The 16,367-nt window shown below is 36.1% G+C and carries 13 protein-coding genes and 1 other annotated feature (1 of these 14 running past the window's edge); of the genes, 1 reads left to right on the top strand and 12 read right to left on the bottom strand.

Annotated elements, in window-relative coordinates; genetic code table 11:
- Positions 1-128 (bottom strand) — a binding site (T-box leader) (it extends 120 nt beyond the left edge of the window).
- Between the two features lie 118 nt (positions 129-246).
- Positions 247-1,623 (top strand): N-acetylmuramoyl-L-alanine amidase family protein, encoded by a 1,377-nt coding sequence (locus DEX24_RS14075; RefSeq protein ID WP_109307057.1) that lies wholly within the window; start codon positions 247-249, stop codon positions 1,621-1,623.
- Positions 1,624-2,075: 452 nt separating this feature from the next.
- Here the strand turns inward: DEX24_RS14075 and dtd are convergent, their stop codons facing one another.
- The 12 genes from dtd to yajC form a co-directional block, all read right to left on the bottom strand.
- Positions 2,076-2,513, bottom strand: coding sequence for a D-aminoacyl-tRNA deacylase (gene dtd / locus DEX24_RS14070; RefSeq protein ID WP_109307056.1), 438 nt, complete (start codon positions 2,511-2,513; stop codon positions 2,076-2,078).
- 16 nt (positions 2,514-2,529) lie between these two features.
- Positions 2,530-4,725, bottom strand: coding sequence for a RelA/SpoT family protein (locus tag DEX24_RS14065; protein WP_109307055.1), 2,196 nt, complete (start codon positions 4,723-4,725; stop codon positions 2,530-2,532).
- Between the two features lie 250 nt (positions 4,726-4,975).
- Positions 4,976-5,488: an adenine phosphoribosyltransferase gene (locus tag DEX24_RS14060; protein WP_109307054.1), complete on the bottom strand. Its 513-nt coding sequence runs from the start codon at positions 5,486-5,488 to the stop codon at positions 4,976-4,978.
- 2 nt (positions 5,489-5,490) lie between these two features.
- Entirely contained in the window at positions 5,491-7,830 is a 2,340-nt protein-coding gene (gene recJ / locus DEX24_RS14055; protein WP_109307053.1) for a single-stranded-DNA-specific exonuclease RecJ, read from the bottom strand.
- A 117-nt stretch (positions 7,831-7,947) separates the two neighbouring features.
- Positions 7,948-8,262: a LapA family protein gene (locus DEX24_RS14050; RefSeq protein ID WP_109307052.1), complete on the bottom strand. Its 315-nt coding sequence runs from the start codon at positions 8,260-8,262 to the stop codon at positions 7,948-7,950.
- 65 nt (positions 8,263-8,327) lie between these two features.
- Positions 8,328-9,071 carry a prepilin peptidase gene (locus DEX24_RS14045; protein ID WP_109307051.1) on the bottom strand — a complete coding sequence of 248 codons (744 nt, stop codon included), beginning with the start codon at positions 9,069-9,071 and terminating at the stop codon, positions 8,328-8,330.
- Between the two features lie 225 nt (positions 9,072-9,296).
- On the bottom strand, positions 9,297-10,640 hold the full coding sequence (locus DEX24_RS14040; protein WP_109307050.1) for a S8 family peptidase: 1,344 nt from the start codon (positions 10,638-10,640) through the stop codon (positions 9,297-9,299).
- A 132-nt stretch (positions 10,641-10,772) separates the two neighbouring features.
- Positions 10,773-12,524 (bottom strand): S8 family peptidase, encoded by a 1,752-nt coding sequence (locus DEX24_RS14035; protein WP_109307049.1) that lies wholly within the window; start codon positions 12,522-12,524, stop codon positions 10,773-10,775.
- A gap of 187 nt (positions 12,525-12,711) precedes the next feature.
- Positions 12,712-14,994: a protein translocase subunit SecDF gene (gene secDF / locus DEX24_RS14030; RefSeq protein WP_109307048.1), complete on the bottom strand. Its 2,283-nt coding sequence runs from the start codon at positions 14,992-14,994 to the stop codon at positions 12,712-12,714.
- A 234-nt stretch (positions 14,995-15,228) separates the two neighbouring features.
- Positions 15,229-15,498: a post-transcriptional regulator gene (locus tag DEX24_RS14025; protein ID WP_170112959.1), complete on the bottom strand. Its 270-nt coding sequence runs from the start codon at positions 15,496-15,498 to the stop codon at positions 15,229-15,231.
- A gap of 23 nt (positions 15,499-15,521) precedes the next feature.
- The gene (locus tag DEX24_RS17265) at positions 15,522-15,689 is read right to left on the bottom strand and encodes a hypothetical protein (RefSeq protein WP_170112958.1); all 168 of its coding nucleotides are present in this window, start codon (positions 15,687-15,689) and stop codon (positions 15,522-15,524) included.
- Between the two features lie 353 nt (positions 15,690-16,042).
- Complete coding sequence (yajC, locus tag DEX24_RS14020) at positions 16,043-16,324, bottom strand: preprotein translocase subunit YajC (RefSeq protein WP_109307046.1); 282 nt, start codon at positions 16,322-16,324, stop codon at positions 16,043-16,045.
- Positions 16,325-16,367: the final 43 nt, after the last annotated feature.

The following is a 16,367-nucleotide window of genomic DNA, read 5'->3' as shown; positions in this document are numbered from 1 at the left end:
CATTTCGATAGAAAACCTCTCAAGTGTTATTCATATATTCGTTCTACTTAAAAAAGCTTTCAGCCATGGCTTTTTTTCTCTAATGTGTAGACAATAGAATATATTACTTGCTTGGTCAAAGGTGATAAATTAATAATTTCAGATTATCTAATATAATAGTGATTTCCTTGCAATATGTCAACACTTTCTGAAAATCCTAGCTTTTTAGTACTTAAAACATATACAATATAGTAAAGGAGGAGAATCATGGCAAAACTAATTAATTATTCCTACAAATTTTTAATCATCTCAGTATTAGTTTTATCGACTATTTTTACTACTGGCATGACCGGCAAAGCAGCTACAACTACTCAATACAAAACAACAGCTGATCTAAACGTACGTACAGGTGCTTCCACTTCGTATAAAGTAGTGTTCACACTCAAGAAAAATACGGTGGTAACAAAGACTGGTACTAAAGGTACTTGGTTCAAAATTAAATCTGGTTCTAAAACAGGTTACGCTTCATCTAAGTATTTAGCAGCAGTCAAGAAACCAGCTACAACGACTACAACTGCTTCTACAACAGTACCAAGCAAAACAACCTATTTCTATGTAACTGAACCTACGGGGCTTACACTACGCTCTGGCGCAGGTGTAACCTACAAGTCACTTGGTCTTTCTATACCATTTGAAGCAAAATTAAAAATCTTAAAAGAACATAAAAACAAATGGATCCAAGTAAAATACGCAAATAAAACAGGCTGGATTAATGCCAATAGCCTATATGGCTTTAAATCAACTACTAGTTTTAGCACAGCTTCTACTGTAAATAAATCGACAACTTACTTAGTGTTAAACGATAATTATCTTAATGTACGTAAGTTACCAAATGTTGCAGCACCATCTATCGGTAAAGCCGTAAAAGGATATACTGCAAAAATTTTACGTACGTCTAAAAATAATTGGGTAGAAGTTCAATTCTCAGCAACTGAAAAAGGCTGGATTTCTGCAAATACCACAAACACTACAATTGTTAATAAAATCGACCAAGTTGGCAATAATACAAAAGGCACTTTAGTAGGTCTAAAATTTGTCGTTGATGCAGGTCATGGTAACAGTGATTCTGGCGCCGGTGGTTATGATCTTAAAGGGAATAAAGTGTATGAAAAAACATTAAACCTTAAAGCAGCGCAAGCAATCAAATTCGCAATTGAAAATTTAGGTGGCACAGTCTTAATGACACGTAACACCGACACTTTCTTAACATTACCTCAACGTGCAGCTTACGCTAAAAACAATGGGGGTAATGCATTTATCAGCGTGCATCATAACTCAGCAGGCAGCTCTGCCGCTCAAGGTTATGAAACTTACTACTCTGATAAAACAAATAGTAAAGAATTCGCAGAATCAATTCACAATAATGTAATTGATGCCATCCAAGAAGAATATCCAGAAATCAATGATCGTAAACTTAAAGCGACTGATTTCTACGTAATTCGCTATAATTCTGTTTTTGCTACATTATTAGAACTTGGTTTTGTATCGAATCCAACTGAACTATCACGCTTAAACTCAACAAAATTCCGCACAGCTGTTGCGGATGGTGTTGTCAACGGCCTACTAGAATATTACGGTCGTTAATGCACTATTTACACGTGTCAGAAATCAATTGATTTCTGACACGTTTTTTGATTTAATGACTCACTTGTATATGACTGAATTCTTCTTTTTCATGTGATGTATCGATGCACTCTATGGTATATGTATAATTTAAAAGTGACATTTTCATGTTTACAGGTGTTACTTACCGGTTAGCCTCTTTTACTTACCGGTTAGCCCCTTTTACTTACCGGTTAGCCTCTTTTACTTACCGGTTAGCCCCTTTTACTTACCGGTTAGCCTCTTTTACTTACTAGTTAGCCTCTTTTACTTACCGGAGTGCTTACTCCCTCTGTTTGCGGCTGAATTCTTCATTTTCATGTGATGCATTAGCGCATTATGGCGTACACATGATTTTAAAGTAGACAAATATTACTTATCATTTGAGCAATAAGCATGCATATAAAAAGGTTACGCCACAAGGCGTAACCTTTTTATGCTTCTAGTTGGATTGTCGTTGGTCCAATATTGGTAAATTGAACGTCCATCATTGCGCCGAAGATACCTGTTTCAACTTGAAGACCGCATTCAGTTAGACAGTTATTGAAGTACTGCCAAAGCGGCTCAGCAAGATCGGGGTGGGCTGCGTCGGTAAAACTTGGACGGTTCCCTTTTTTCGTATTGGCATAGAGTGTGAATTGTGACACAGAGAGAATGCTACCCGCATGTTCGACAATGGAGTCATTCATTTTGCCTGCTTCATCTTCCCAAATACGCATTTTCACGATTTTATTGGCTAAATTTTTTGCCATTTCTTCTGTATCACCATGTGTAATACCAACAAGTAGTACATAACCTTTATCGATTGAACCGACTACTTTTCCGTCGACTGTTACCGAGGCTGTTTTTGCTTTTTGTAAAACGATTTTCACAGTAAAACACTCCTAATTAATTGTTGACACGTTGAACAGAATATACATCAGGTATAGATTTTATACGATCGACTACTTTTAACATATGAGGAATATCACGAATTTGAAGCGTCAATAATATCGTTGCTAGTTTATCACGATTAGCACGTGCATTTACAGCGTTAATTGAAGTTTTTGTCTCAGCTATAACTGCCATAACTTCCGCGATTAAACCAGAGCGATCATAACCGGTTACTTCAATATCAACAGAATATAGTTTTGTATTCTGTTCCAGATTTTGGCTCCATTCAACATCGATTAAACGTTCTTTTTCCTCGGATGTACTCACATTTGGGCAATCTGCTCTATGAACTGACACGCCTCTTCCTTTCGTAATAAAACCGACGATTTCATCACCTGGAACAGGACGACAGCATCTAGACAAGCGGATTAATAAATTATCAAGTCCTTTTACGACAACGCCTGTTTCCGTTGGTTTTGTATCCGTTGGTGTACTCATTTCTTTCGTGATTTTTTCAAGTTGTTCTTCATGGTCACGCTGTTTGCGAATTTTCTCAGCAAGTCGATTGACAACTTGTAGAGCGGTCATGCCATTAAAACCAACCGCAGCAACTAGATCCTCTTCATTAGCATAATTGAGTTTTTCACAAACGCGTTTGAAATTTTCCGCAGTCAGTACTTCCTTAGCATCAAAGCCCTGTGCTTTAATTTCCTCTTCTATTAAACGGCGACCTTTATCTTCATTATCTTCACGTGATTGTTTTTTGAAAAACTGTTTAATCTTATGTTTTGCTTGTGAAGACTGCGCGATTTTAAGCCAATCATGCGAAGGACCAAAGGATTGTTTGGATGTCATAATTTCCACGATATCACCGGTATTTAATGGCGTATCAAGCGGCACCATTTTCCCATTAACCTTCGCACCAATTGTTTTGTTACCAATTTCCGAATGGACGCGATAGGCAAAATCGATTGGTACGGAGCCAGCGGGAAGTTCTAGGACATCTCCTTTTGGTGAAAATACGTAGACCATATCGGAAAATAAGTCGAATTTTAATGATTCCATGAATTCTTCAGCATCTGAAGATTCATTCTGAAACTCTAAAATCTCTCTGAACCACGAGAGTTTGCTGTCGACATCCGTCGATTCTTTTTGAATGGTTTTGCCTTCTTTATATGCCCAATGTGCCGCGACACCATACTCTGCTATATTGTGCATCTCCATTGTGCGGATTTGAATCTCTAGTGGATCGCCATACGGTCCAATAACTGTAGTATGTAGCGACTGATAAAGATTCTGTTTTGGCATAGCGATATAGTCTTTGAATCTTCCTGGCATCGGTTTCCATAATGTATGGACAATACCAAGCGCAGCATAACAATCTTTAATACTATCAACAATGATTCGTACTGCCAATAAATCATAAATTTCATTAAATTGTTTATTTTGCATTTCCATTTTGCGGTAAATACTATAAATATGCTTGGGTCTGCCATTTAATTCGGCATCGATATGGATATCATCTAGCTGATGATTGATCTCCACCATGACCGAATTTAAATAAGCCTCACGCTCAACTCTTTTCCGCTTCATAAGATTCACGATTCGATAGTATTGTTGCGGATTTAAATAGCGTAACGCTGTATCTTCAAGCTCCCATTTTATCGCTGAAATACCTAGGCGATGGGCTAATGGTGCAAATATTTCTAATGTTTCTTTGGAAATACGTCTTTGTTTTTCGATAGGTAGATGTTTTAATGTACGCATATTATGCAATCTATCCGCTAGTTTAATGAGGATAACACGTATATCTTGAGCCATTGCTACGAACATTTTACGGTGATTTTCCGCCTGTTGCTCTTTTTTTGATTTATATTTAATTTTACCAAGCTTAGTCACGCCATCAACGAGCATCGCCACTTCTTCTCCAAAGTGGTCTACGAGATCTTCACGTGTATAGTCTGTATCTTCTACTACATCATGTAAAAAACCCGCAGAAACAGTTTCAGGGTCCATTTGAAGCTCTGCTAAAATGCCCGCCACTTGAATCGGATGCAAAATATATGGCTCACCAGAACTACGGAATTGTTCCTTATGTGCTTCTTCAGCTAAATCATATGCTCTTTTTACAAATTCCACATGTTCTTTGTTCATATATGAAGCAAGCGTTTCGAAAACTTCTTCAACTGTCATCACTCGATCTTTCGCCATGTTAAGCTCACCCTATTTCATAAATTTACCGATTAGATATAAGAGTAATTGTATAATTCTATGACCCTACTTGTAAAGGTTTACAGCTTTTTTTTCCATTATATCTCACGAAATTTATATAAAAGTTCATAATCAGCCAAATATTTATGACAAAATACACATAAAAAAACTGCAACTAGCAACACATATAACGTGTTTATTAGCTGCAGCACCGTATATAGTTAGACGGATTATGAAAAAATCATCCTTATTAATAATTCATTAATGTAAAGATGTCGTAGCCAGCGATTTTTTCGCGACCTTTTAAATCATCAAGTTCGATTAAGAATGCACAGCCAACCACTTCGCCGCCTAATTCTTCAATCAATTTAATCGATGCTTCAACCGTACCACCTGTAGCAAGTAAATCATCAACGATTAACACTTTTTGACCTGCTTTAACAGCGTCTTTATGCATAGTTAATGTATTTGTACCATACTCAAGTGCATACTCCTGAGAAATAACCTCGCGAGGTAATTTTCCTGGTTTACGAACTGGCGCAAAGCCGACTTCTAAGGCATAGGCAACTGGGCAACCTGTAATAAAACCGCGTGCTTCAGGTCCAACAATCAATTCTGCTCCAACCTGTTTAGCATATTGTACGATTTGATCTGTTGCATATTTGTATGCAGGGCCATTATCCATAATAGTCGTAATATCTTTAAATGAAATACCTTTTTTTGGCCAGTCTTCTACGATTGTTACATATTGTTTTAAATCCATTTCTATAGTTCCTCCTCAGAAACTGTTTGAGGTTGCAAGCACTCCTCAAACCACCGTCTTAAATCTGTATATTTGGCATACAATAGTTTTTGTTCTAAAGCCACTTGTTCCGTGCGTTCTATATAAATCTCAGCCGAAGTAATTTCACGCTTTTGTGGATTTTCTACTATTTTTGCAAGTCCGTTCTCTATTGTAACAAACTTCAGTTCAAAAAACACCTGTGTCATAAAAATCAGCATTGCACGACTCCAACCTTTATGTTTTGCTAAATCATTTAAATGGTGACGTAAATGAAATTCTTTGCGTTGTTTTAAGAAACTATAATACCAAATAAACTGTTCTCGCGTAGGTAAACCATCAAAAAGATGCGAGTTGGCAACGAAGAAATGGGCATAAATACGACTTGGTTCAACAAGTGCCAACATCGTTTGGAGTTGCTCCGCGCTTTGTGGTAAATCAAGTAATACAACAAATGAAAAATAATCATCTTTTGAAGCTTTTTCATCATATAGTTGAATTTCCTTCGGGATTAATGAAGAAAAATAATCGACTGTTTCTTTTTTGAAAGCGACGAATGTGGTTGAATCCATTGGAATTTTTTGTAGCCATTTTGAAATTTTATTGCCCCCACGAATATCAAAAAGTTGCCATTGCTCTGTTTTGACATCATTTATTAAAAGTTGTGGTTTTCGATTACCATTCCATTCATTAATTTGTAGATCACCTGTAAAAGAGACGTCGATACCCTGTGTCAATTCATCGGCCATAAATCCTTTGTGGAAACCGATTGCATCCAGCGTATTACCACCATTGCTCAATTCCATTTTCACATGATCTTCATTAGCACCGATTTTACGCATCGACTTGATTTGCGTATTTAAAATGCCATATTGTGGCTTGGCAAACTGACTGCCGAATGGTGCAAGTTTACGAATATCATCAATTGCATCAACATTGATTTCATCAACGGTAATAGGGAGATCAATCTTCACCACCGGTATTAAATCTTCCGGTGATAAACTAAGCAATGATTGCGCATGTAATCGATTGCGTAATTCATCGACATTTTCCATCTCTAATGTCATACCTGCTGCCATTGGATGACCACCAAATGCTATCATCACATCGCGGCAAGTATCCAATTCCTTATACATATTAAAACCTTCAATACTGCGTGCTGAACCTTTAGCAATTCCCTTTTCAATATCTATACCTAAAACGATTGTCGGTTTGTAATATTTTTCAACTAGGCGTGAAGCCACGATACCAACGACACCTGCATTCCATCCCTCTTCAGCAACGACCAATACCTGTGCATCACGAATTTCAGCGATATTTTCTACCATGTCAATTGCTTGTTGTGTAAGGTCCGCAACAATTTTTTGGCGCTCTTTATTTTTGTCGTTAAGCATTGTTGCCATTGCTGCTGCTTCTTCTATATGATCGTTGAGCATAAAATCAACTGCTGGTGCAGCATCCCCTAATCGACCAAGTGCATTGAGTCGTGGACCAAACGAAAAACCTACCGTCTCTTCTGTAATGTCCGATAGTTCCGTTCCAGCTATTTTCGCCAATGCTTGCAACGCAATATTCGTTGTAGTTGTTAAACGTTTTAAACCAGCTTTTACTAAATAACGATTTTCATCAACAAGCGGTACTAAATCTGCAATTGTTCCTATGGCAACAAACTCCAATAAATGCTCTGGAAATTTACCTAATAGAGCTTGCGCTAACTTAAAAGCAACTCCGACACCTGCTAATTCTCCGAATGGATAATTGCCTTCAGGATGACGTGGATGAATAATAATATCCGCATTTGGCAACTCAGCACCCGCTTCATGATGATCTGTGACGATCACGTCTACACCTAGAGCCTTCGCTACGTCAATCGGTCCATTGCCGGCGATGCCGTTATCAACGGTAATGATTAGATGATAACCTTCTTCTGCAAACTCTTTAAATAAGCGCTCTGAGGGACCGTAGCCATCAATAAAACGATTCGGTATTACATGGTGCACATCCGCTCCTAAATCGATTAACGCTGATTTTAAAACTGTTGAACTTGTAATCCCATCGGCATCATAATCACCATAAACGACGATTTTTTCTTTTTCAGCAACTGCTCTATGAATCCGCTCAACAGCTGCCTCCATTCCATACATCAAAAAAGGATCATGAAGGGCATTTTCATCTATATGTAAAAATGCTTTAGCTAATTCTGGCGTATCAAGCCCTCTTGCTACTAATATTTTTGCAGCAATTTGTGAAATGGCAAGAGCTTGTTGTACTGCTTGCACCTTTGTTTCATCTGGATTGGTTATTTCCCATCTTTTAGTCGTCAAATCAGTCACTTCCTTATAGCTTATAGTATAACTAATCTGAAGTCTTTTTGCTTAGTTTTCCACCTGATAATAGACGATAAAAAGCCCGCAGATGACTAGAGTCTGCGAGCTAGTATGTTACTGTTCCTCCGATGGCTTCTCTTTTAAAGGTTTCATCGGTTCAGTCGTTTGTTCAGCGAATTTCTGTTGCAAGACATGTAATTCTTTTTTCACTTGTTTGAGTTCAAGACTTTTGCTCAGTATTTTATACGTTGCAAAGGAAATACTTAACAAGGCACCCAGTAAAGCTGCACCAATGATCACGAGTACAAGTGGCCATTGTGCCTCACCAAAAACGTAATTAACGGGTACTTTCTTGTCATTCACGACTGCAAATATTGCGACGATAATAGCAAATATAAGTCCAATTAGTAACCACCACTGCGCTTTCATCATATCCCTCCTAGTCCATTTACTGTCTTTATTAGATGTACCCTATGCTTGAAAAAATATAACCATTATAGTAATAATCGCAAATATAGATTAAAGAGCTCGGAACCATAAAAATAGCTGAGTAAACTACCGACTGCAATGGATGGAGCAAATGGAAGAGGTTGTCCTTTTTTAGTGCGTGTTACAATTGCGACGAATAAACCAATAAACGCTGCCAATATGATTGATATGAACGTTAATTTAAAACCGAGAACGAGCCCAATAATCAAATACAATTTAATATCGCCACCACCCATACCACCTTTTGACATAATAGCGATGAGTAAAAATAAACCAAAACCAAATAGACCACCAACTAGCATATCCCACCAGGGCTCAAGCGGTGTAAGAACGCGTAAGAATGTCAGTGGAATCCCAAATGCTACTAAAATTTTATCTTGGATAATCATATAGCAAATATCTGATACTACAATAATAGTAAATAATGAAATGAATAACCAAGCAATCAGCAGTTCAGTCGAAAAATCAAAACATAAATAAGCTATGACAAATAACACCGCTGTTAACAATTCCATGATGGGATGGAATACACCATATTTTCTTTTGCACTTACGGCATGCACCGCATAAGAAAATATAGCTAATTACCGGTATCAACTCCCACGCACTCAACTGATGATGACAATTTTCACAATGCGAAGGCGGCGACATAATCGATTCACCTTTAGGCAGGCGACTGCCAACTACATTGTAAAAAGAACCAAGCACTAAACCAAAGGAAAATATAAATATACTAAAGATTATCGTCAATTTTTTCCCTACTTTTTATTTTTTATGTAAAAGGACATCATTGCATTCGGTGTCTTGACAGATGCAAAATCCATCTTAACAAGCGAGATATTGCCAAGTATGTCCATAATGCTACTATAGATCAGCAAGAAGCAGATACCGATTGGTAGTAAAATAAAAATCCCCTATAAGAAGAATATGAGTTTTATCCAAATTCCCTACTTATAGAAGATTATTTCAGCCAATTTAATAGCCATATTTTTTTCTGTATGTTTTGATCGTTGTTTTTTGTGATGTACTGAGGGCATTGTATACTTTTTGTAATGGTTTGTATTCTTTTGTATAATTAACTTTTTTCCCTGCCCGCATTTTACTAATAACAATTGTGATTTCCTTTTTATTTTTTGTTATATATGCTTTGTCTTTAGCCATTTTTTCCAGGCTGGTGAAATTCCCAGCTTGTGGGTAATGGATGATGCCCATATTCTTCGCATACGTTGAATTTGGTGCTTTAATAGGCAATGTCATAAGCTTTAAACGTTTCGTTAGTTGAGCATTGCTATCCTTTGGAAACTGCTCTTTTAAAATAGCAAGCATCCCTACTACATGTGGTGTAGCAAAAGAAGTACCTGAACCTCCAATAATTTTACCCGTATAACTATAAGATTTAATATTTTCTCCTGGCGCTAATACCGTTACCTCAGGTCCCATATTGGAGAAGTAAGAGATGGTTTTATTTGCTTCTACCGCCCCTACTGCAATTACATCTTTGAAGGCAGCTGGATAATCTACTCCATAACCATAGTTACCGCTCGCTGCTACGACAAGAATACCCGCCTTTTGTGCTTTTTTTATCGCAATAGCCAATGGATTTTTTGTAATTGTTTCATTGGCACCGAGTAAATCTTCTTTACTAATACCAATCGATAAATTAATAATTGCTAATTTTTTCTTAATAGCGTAATTTATGCCAGCAATTACATTATTTAAATCTGCGCCTCGATCATTTATGACACTAATACTATATAATTTTGCTGCTGGAGCAATGCCGCTAATACTTTTCTTTGCTGTTGTTTGTGCATTAATAATACTCGCTATAAAAGTCCCATGTGCTGTTGCTTTCGCAGGATATGTTTTTGATATAAAGAATTTTTCTGCACTAAGCTTAATACCTGGAATGGCTGCAATCGGTGTATCAATAATACCAATTTTAATATTTTTACCTGTATACCCTTGTTTCCATGCTTCTTGAACATTGATCATTTTATTGTTCCAAGCTGGTTTTACAGCTACTAAATCTGACATATTAGTTGTGGCATTCGACATTTTCAGTGTATAACCACCTGTATGAACGACTGCAATATCTTTTGATGCTTTTAATTTTTTTATAGCGGATTGTGAAAAATCGCCAATAAAACTGTCGATTTCTACCAATTGTTGTTTAATATCACTTGCTTCTGCCTGTGCTAATTTTTTCCCATTTTCATTACTGTACATAATTGTCGCTTGTTGGGCACTGGCTGATTGCTGATTTATGAATAAAAATATAAATAGTAGCATACAGCTGTAAAGTATTTTTTTGTAATTCATAAGTCATTACCCACCTTCGATAAATAATTATATATACCCATTTCATGAACATGTCGTTATACCTATTTATTGTAAAGTATGTTTTAAAAAAACACAAGCTCAAATTGAATAAGATCATTTGAGCTTGTCAGGTTATTTCACAGTGTATTTAATTACATAGGGTTTTACCGCTTTATTTTTTGTAGTCCGGAACTTTGCAGTATCAATATAAATAACATAAGAACCCTTCACTAATTTTTTCTTTGTTTTCATTTTCACACTTTTCCCATTTTTTGATGGTTCAAATGAAAAATCCATTGATTGTTTCCCTACATGATTTGCAGTAAAGTTACTTTTTTTAATCGAAGATGCTTTGATTGCTGTTGAAAAGGTGATTGTTGATGTTTTTTTCGACTGAATGGATGTTAAGTTCGTTGCTTTTATTCTCGCAGATTTAGTTGTAGAAGAAATGACTGTCACACCATGATTTTTTCGGTACTTTTGAATAGTTGCTTGTTGTTTTGTTGTCAACTCTTTATAAACCGTATAAAGCGGCGCAAATTCTGTATTAAATTTCACAGTTTTCTTAGCATTCATTTTTTTTATAATAGCCGTGATTTTTGTTTTATTGTTCTTAACAAATTTTTCAGCAGGACTCAATTTTCGCACTGGAACAGATGGTTTAATGACAGGCGGCTTTGGTTCAACCTCTATTACATCTGGTTTGGATTGCGGATTTTCTATTAGTTGCGATTCAAATTGACCACCTTTCGGATAATAAATCAATCCATTGCCAAAGAAAAATGAGTCACCTAATGAGTGCGTCATTTTTTTTAATCGCTGCTGAAGTTGCAGACTGTTCTCTAATGGGAATTGTTCTTTGAGGATTGCTAACATACCTACTACATGTGGCGTAGAAAATGATGTACCCGAATTGGTTTTAAAGCCACCTAAATAATTCAGTGATTCAATCGAACGACCTGGTGCTACTACCGCGTCTTTTAAACCATAATTTGAAAATGCAGATAAACTTTTATCTTCATCCACCGAACCAACGGCAATTACACCATCATAAGCTGCTGGTAAATCTACTAATTTACTGCCATTATTCCCTGTTGCCGCTACAATTGTAATACCTGCTTCCTGTGCTTTTTTTATCGCGATTGTTAATGGATTATTTTCTAAAGAACTACCATCTTCCAATAGGTCTTTTTCCGTAATACCTAAAGATATATTCAAAACATCTAATTTTTGTTCAATTGCATAATTTAAAGCTGCCACAATATACTCAATGCTTGCTCCATCTGTTTCTAAGACGCTTAAACTGTAGAGTTCTGCACTAGGTGCAATCCCCATAACATTGGAATTTGATGCCGGTTTGGCATTAATAATACCTGCCACAAAAGTGCCATGATCGGCATAATCTTTCACACCATCGCTTGAAATAAATGATTTCCCACCTACAATTTTCAATTCTGAACGTGCAGAAATTTCAGAATCGATAATGCCAATTTTCACATTTTTCCCTGTATAACCCTGTTTCCATGCTTCTTGTACATTAATCATTTTTATGTTCCATAAAGGTACTTTCGACAGGAGTGCCGGAAAGGGATTGAGCGTGCTCATTGCGTGAAGTTTTGCCTTACCTTGATACACGACATCAATATTTTTTGATGCTTTCAGACGTTCGAGTGCTACTGTTGAATAGTTACTTGCTACAGCATCTAGTTGTGCTAGGTTTTTTACACTAGACTGCGCTTGTGAAGTAGCTAATTTTTTTCCTACTTCATTTTTATAAAAAACTATAACATCTTTATCAGCCTTTGCTGCTTCAACCGTAAATGATGTGCTCGCTACTATAACCATTGATAGAACTACCGCCATACCCCATTTTCTATATCCCATTTACCTGTTCCTTCTTTCGATTACTAATTAAATTTACCTATATATTATCATATCATTTTACCTACTAAATATTATTTTATTTAGATGTCGATTTGAAGTCAAATTTGATACAAAATAATGACATATAACAAAAAAACCAATCTAACATAAAGTTAGATTGGTTTAGTATTACCTATTGTGAATGATGTTAAACCATTGGTTCATCTGAACCCCATTCACGTTTTTTCTTCTCAACATTTACTTTACCGCCTTTTTTCTTCATTTGGCGTACTTTAAGTACATACCAAATTTGTGCAGCGATATAGATAGAAGAATACATACCTGTAATTAAACCGATGAGCAGTGCAATTGAGAAGTTCGTAATAGATGGTGCACCAAATAATAATAATGCCACTACAACTACGATTACTGTCAGAACTGTATTCACCGATCGACCTAGTGTTTGTCTTAATGATTTATTGACAATATGAGCTAATTCTTCAGCTGTATTAATAATTTTGACACGATGCAAGTTTTCTCGTATCCGGTCAAAAGTCACGATGGTATCATTAATAGAGTAACCGACAACTGTCAGAACAGCTGCTATAAAGGTCATATCCACTTCTAAACGGAATAAGCTAAATAACGCAACCATAAAGAATACATCATGTAATAGCGACACGATAGCCCCTACACCCATTCTCCATTCAAAACGAATCGCTACATAGATAATAATACCAAGTGCTGCTATCGCTAATGCCATAACTGCATTCTTCGCAATTTCTTTCCCTACTGCTGGAGATACAGAACTGATCGATGCCTTATGACCAAATTCTTTTTCAGCCGCATTATTGATAATTTTCACATCATCCTTATTGAAATCTTTATCGTAGCGAATAACAGCATGATCAGATTTATCACCACCGATTACGATATCTGTTGCTGGATAATCAATTGTCTCTAAAAATTCGCTTACTTTTTCGGTCGTTAATTTTTGTTCAGATTGAATTTGAACACGAGATCCACTTGAGAAATCAATTCCTAAATTCAATTTAAAAACACCTAAAACAACCATACCCGCAAGGATGAAAATTGCTGATGCTGCGAAAAAGCGTTTACGTGTGTGTACAAAATCAAAACGGTCAAATTTCGTTTTCAAATCAAGCGTTTGAATGCCTTCACTACTATCATGGATACGATCTTTTTTCACACCAAACCATGTTTTCTTATTATCTAAATAGCCACTGTTTACTAACAACCCTAGAAGCACACGAGCACCCCATACAGCTGTTAAGAAACTGACTAAAATACTAATAATTAATGTGGTTGCAAAACCTTTTACTGAGCTGACACCAAAGACGAATAATACAGCCGCTGCTAATAATGTGGTAATATTAGCATCAAAAATAGCTGAGAATGAGTTTTTAGAACCTTCAACAAAAGCTTGTTTCACTGTCTTACCAACGCGTATTTCTTCTTTCATCCGCTCGTACATGAGAATATTGGCATCTACTGCCATACCAATACCAAGTACAAGTGCCGCAATCCCTGGCAATGTAAGAATGGCATTAATCATCTCAAAAATCCACAGTGTAATGAATGTGAACACTGTTAATGTAATGATTGCTACTACACCTGGTAGGCGATAGACAAGTAACATGAAGACGAAGATTGCAAGCACACCGATAATCGCTGCAAATACGGTTGAAGATAATGCTTCTTGACCAAACTGTGCGCCAACTGAAGTAGAATACACTTCTTTCAATTTAACAGGTAGCGATCCAGCATTTAAAATACCTGCTAAATCCTTTGTTTCTTTTACTGTGAAGTTACCAGAAATTTCTACACCTGTAGAAGTGATTGGTTGATTGACCGTTGCTGCTGACATATATTTTGGCTTGCCACCAGCTTGTTCAATCGCGGCTTCTTTTTTATATGAGTCACCTTTTTTGTAATCCAACCAAATAACTAACATATTGTTTGGATAGCCTTTGTCAGCTAATTCTTTTGTAATCTTACCGAATTTTTGAGCATCCTTCATCGTTAACGTAACGATTGGAGAACCATTTTCTGAATTGAAGGCATCTTTTGCGCCGCCCTGTTTTAAATCAGAACCATCAAGTAAGACCTTATCGTTTACATCACGGAATGTTAAATTCGCTTGTGTCGATAACAATTCACGTGCAGACTCTTGATCCTTCACGCCGGCAAGTTGAACGCGAACACGCCCACCATTTTCAATTTGGATACTTGGCTCACTTACGCCGAGTACATTTACACGCTCTTGAATAGCCGTTACAGTTGCCTGTAAATCTTTTTCTGTAGGTGTTTTACCATCCAATGTTTTTACTTCGTAAAGAACTTCAAATCCACCTTGTAAATCTAAACCAAGATTGATGTCCTTCACTACGCTTTTCGATTGCGTACCAATGATTGTAAGCAAGACTGCTACTACAATGAAAAACGCAATAATACGACTTTTTAATTTCATGAATAAATCCTCCCTGACCAATTAACACGCTCTAGCATTTTACATGCTGATTAAATACGGTAAAACAACCATTTACCTATTATAATATTACTATAATTGATAATGTCGTATTTGTCATTGACATTCTATATCAGACTTATTATGAGACACTGTAAGAATACTGTCAAATGAACGCCTATGAAATACTTGTAAAATTTGTTAAATCTCTTCTTTTATCAGTAAACTAACTACTTTTTAATGTTCTAATGCGACTAACATTGTCATAGCTTTATCTTTTTGTTGTTTTTTATATAAGATAAATTGTTCAGGTGTTAACGAAAAAAGATCGCTGACAATCTGATACACATGTAAATCTTCAGTTTGTACATACTGCCATTTCTTCTCGATGAAATATTGCCAAATATCCGCTTCTCTTACTTGCTTCACACCTTGGTTGATCAAATCCTGTTTTTTCATAACGATGACATCGAATACTTCCCTATACAATGATTCGAACTGTATCATTTGAACTCCTCCTACATAGGAAATTATAGAAATACATTTATTACCCATACAATCATACCAATCGTTAAAATGGCCATTATAAAATAACCAAAACCTCTCATCCATAAATCTTTTTTAGGAATTTTTCTTCTCGGTTGACTATCCGCCATTTTTTGGGGTCTTTCAGTTGGTTGCTTTTTTCTTTCTGCCATCTTCTATCTCCCCCTTAAAATACTACTAGTTCTATTATTCCATAATTTTGCATGAAAAGCGATTTCTCTATTATAAAATACTGGAGTGATGGTAGGCGTAATTAAAAATATGTACTGCTTTTTATTTCCAAGAAGTCGCTTATTTAGCATTGATATTTCATTCACAAATTCGCCATTTTTTAAAAATTCTATTTTTAAAATATAATTTCTATTTGTTTTTATCTATTTTATAAGGCTCTATTACGCATTTTAAGCGCTAAACCTCTTTTTAAAAATTCTTCTTAAATCTGTTTTTTTATAGAAAAAAAGCTGCACAAAAAGTAAGTGAAACAACTTTTTGTAGCAGCTTTTATTTACATTTCTTTTTCAGAATCTTCTAATACGCGACCAATTGCTTGGCGTTCAAAACGCATTTTTGTACCATCTTCAAGCACAACAACAGCCGTTTTATCGTCGATTGCGTCAATAGTGGCGTGCAATCCACCGATTGTAACGATTTTGTTGCCACGTGAAAGAGCACTTTGCATTGATGCTGTTTTTTTACGTTGTTTCGACGCTGGTCGAATCAACATAAAGTACATTAATGCGATGATTACAATCATTGGTAAAAAACCAGTAATACTATCTAAGTTCATTTGGAAATCCCCCCTTCTATCTCTACTATATTATTATACAAGA

The sequence above is a fragment of the Kurthia sibirica genome, assembly GCF_003143975.1.
In the GTDB taxonomy this organism is placed as follows: Bacteria; Bacillota; Bacilli; order Bacillales_A; family Planococcaceae; genus Kurthia; species Kurthia sibirica.
The sequence above is the reverse complement of the archived record's forward strand: the minus strand, read 5'-3'. Positions and strand labels throughout refer to the sequence as shown.

Bases quoted from the DNA above. Each gene is read 5' to 3' on its own strand.
- DEX24_RS14075 (WP_109307057.1), top strand. From the start codon at position 247: ATGGCAAAACTAATTAATTATTCCTACAAATTTTTAATCATCTCAGTA.
- DEX24_RS14065 (WP_109307055.1), bottom strand. From the start codon at position 4,725: ATGGCGAAAGATCGAGTGATGACAGTTGAAGAAGTTTTCGAAACGCTT.
- DEX24_RS14060 (WP_109307054.1), bottom strand. From the start codon at position 5,488: ATGGATTTAAAACAATATGTAACAATCGTAGAAGACTGGCCAAAAAAA.
- DEX24_RS14050 (WP_109307052.1), bottom strand. From the start codon at position 8,262: ATGAAAGCGCAGTGGTGGTTACTAATTGGACTTATATTTGCTATTATC.
- DEX24_RS14040 (WP_109307050.1), bottom strand. From the start codon at position 10,640: ATGAATTACAAAAAAATACTTTACAGCTGTATGCTACTATTTATATTT.
- DEX24_RS14035 (WP_109307049.1), bottom strand. From the start codon at position 12,524: ATGGGATATAGAAAATGGGGTATGGCGGTAGTTCTATCAATGGTTATA.
- secDF (WP_109307048.1), bottom strand. From the start codon at position 14,994: ATGAAATTAAAAAGTCGTATTATTGCGTTTTTCATTGTAGTAGCAGTC.
- DEX24_RS14025 (WP_170112959.1), bottom strand. From the start codon at position 15,498: ATGATACAGTTCGAATCATTGTATAGGGAAGTATTCGATGTCATCGTT.
- DEX24_RS17265 (WP_170112958.1), bottom strand. From the start codon at position 15,689: ATGGCAGAAAGAAAAAAGCAACCAACTGAAAGACCCCAAAAAATGGCG.
- yajC (WP_109307046.1), bottom strand. From the start codon at position 16,324: ATGAACTTAGATAGTATTACTGGTTTTTTACCAATGATTGTAATCATC.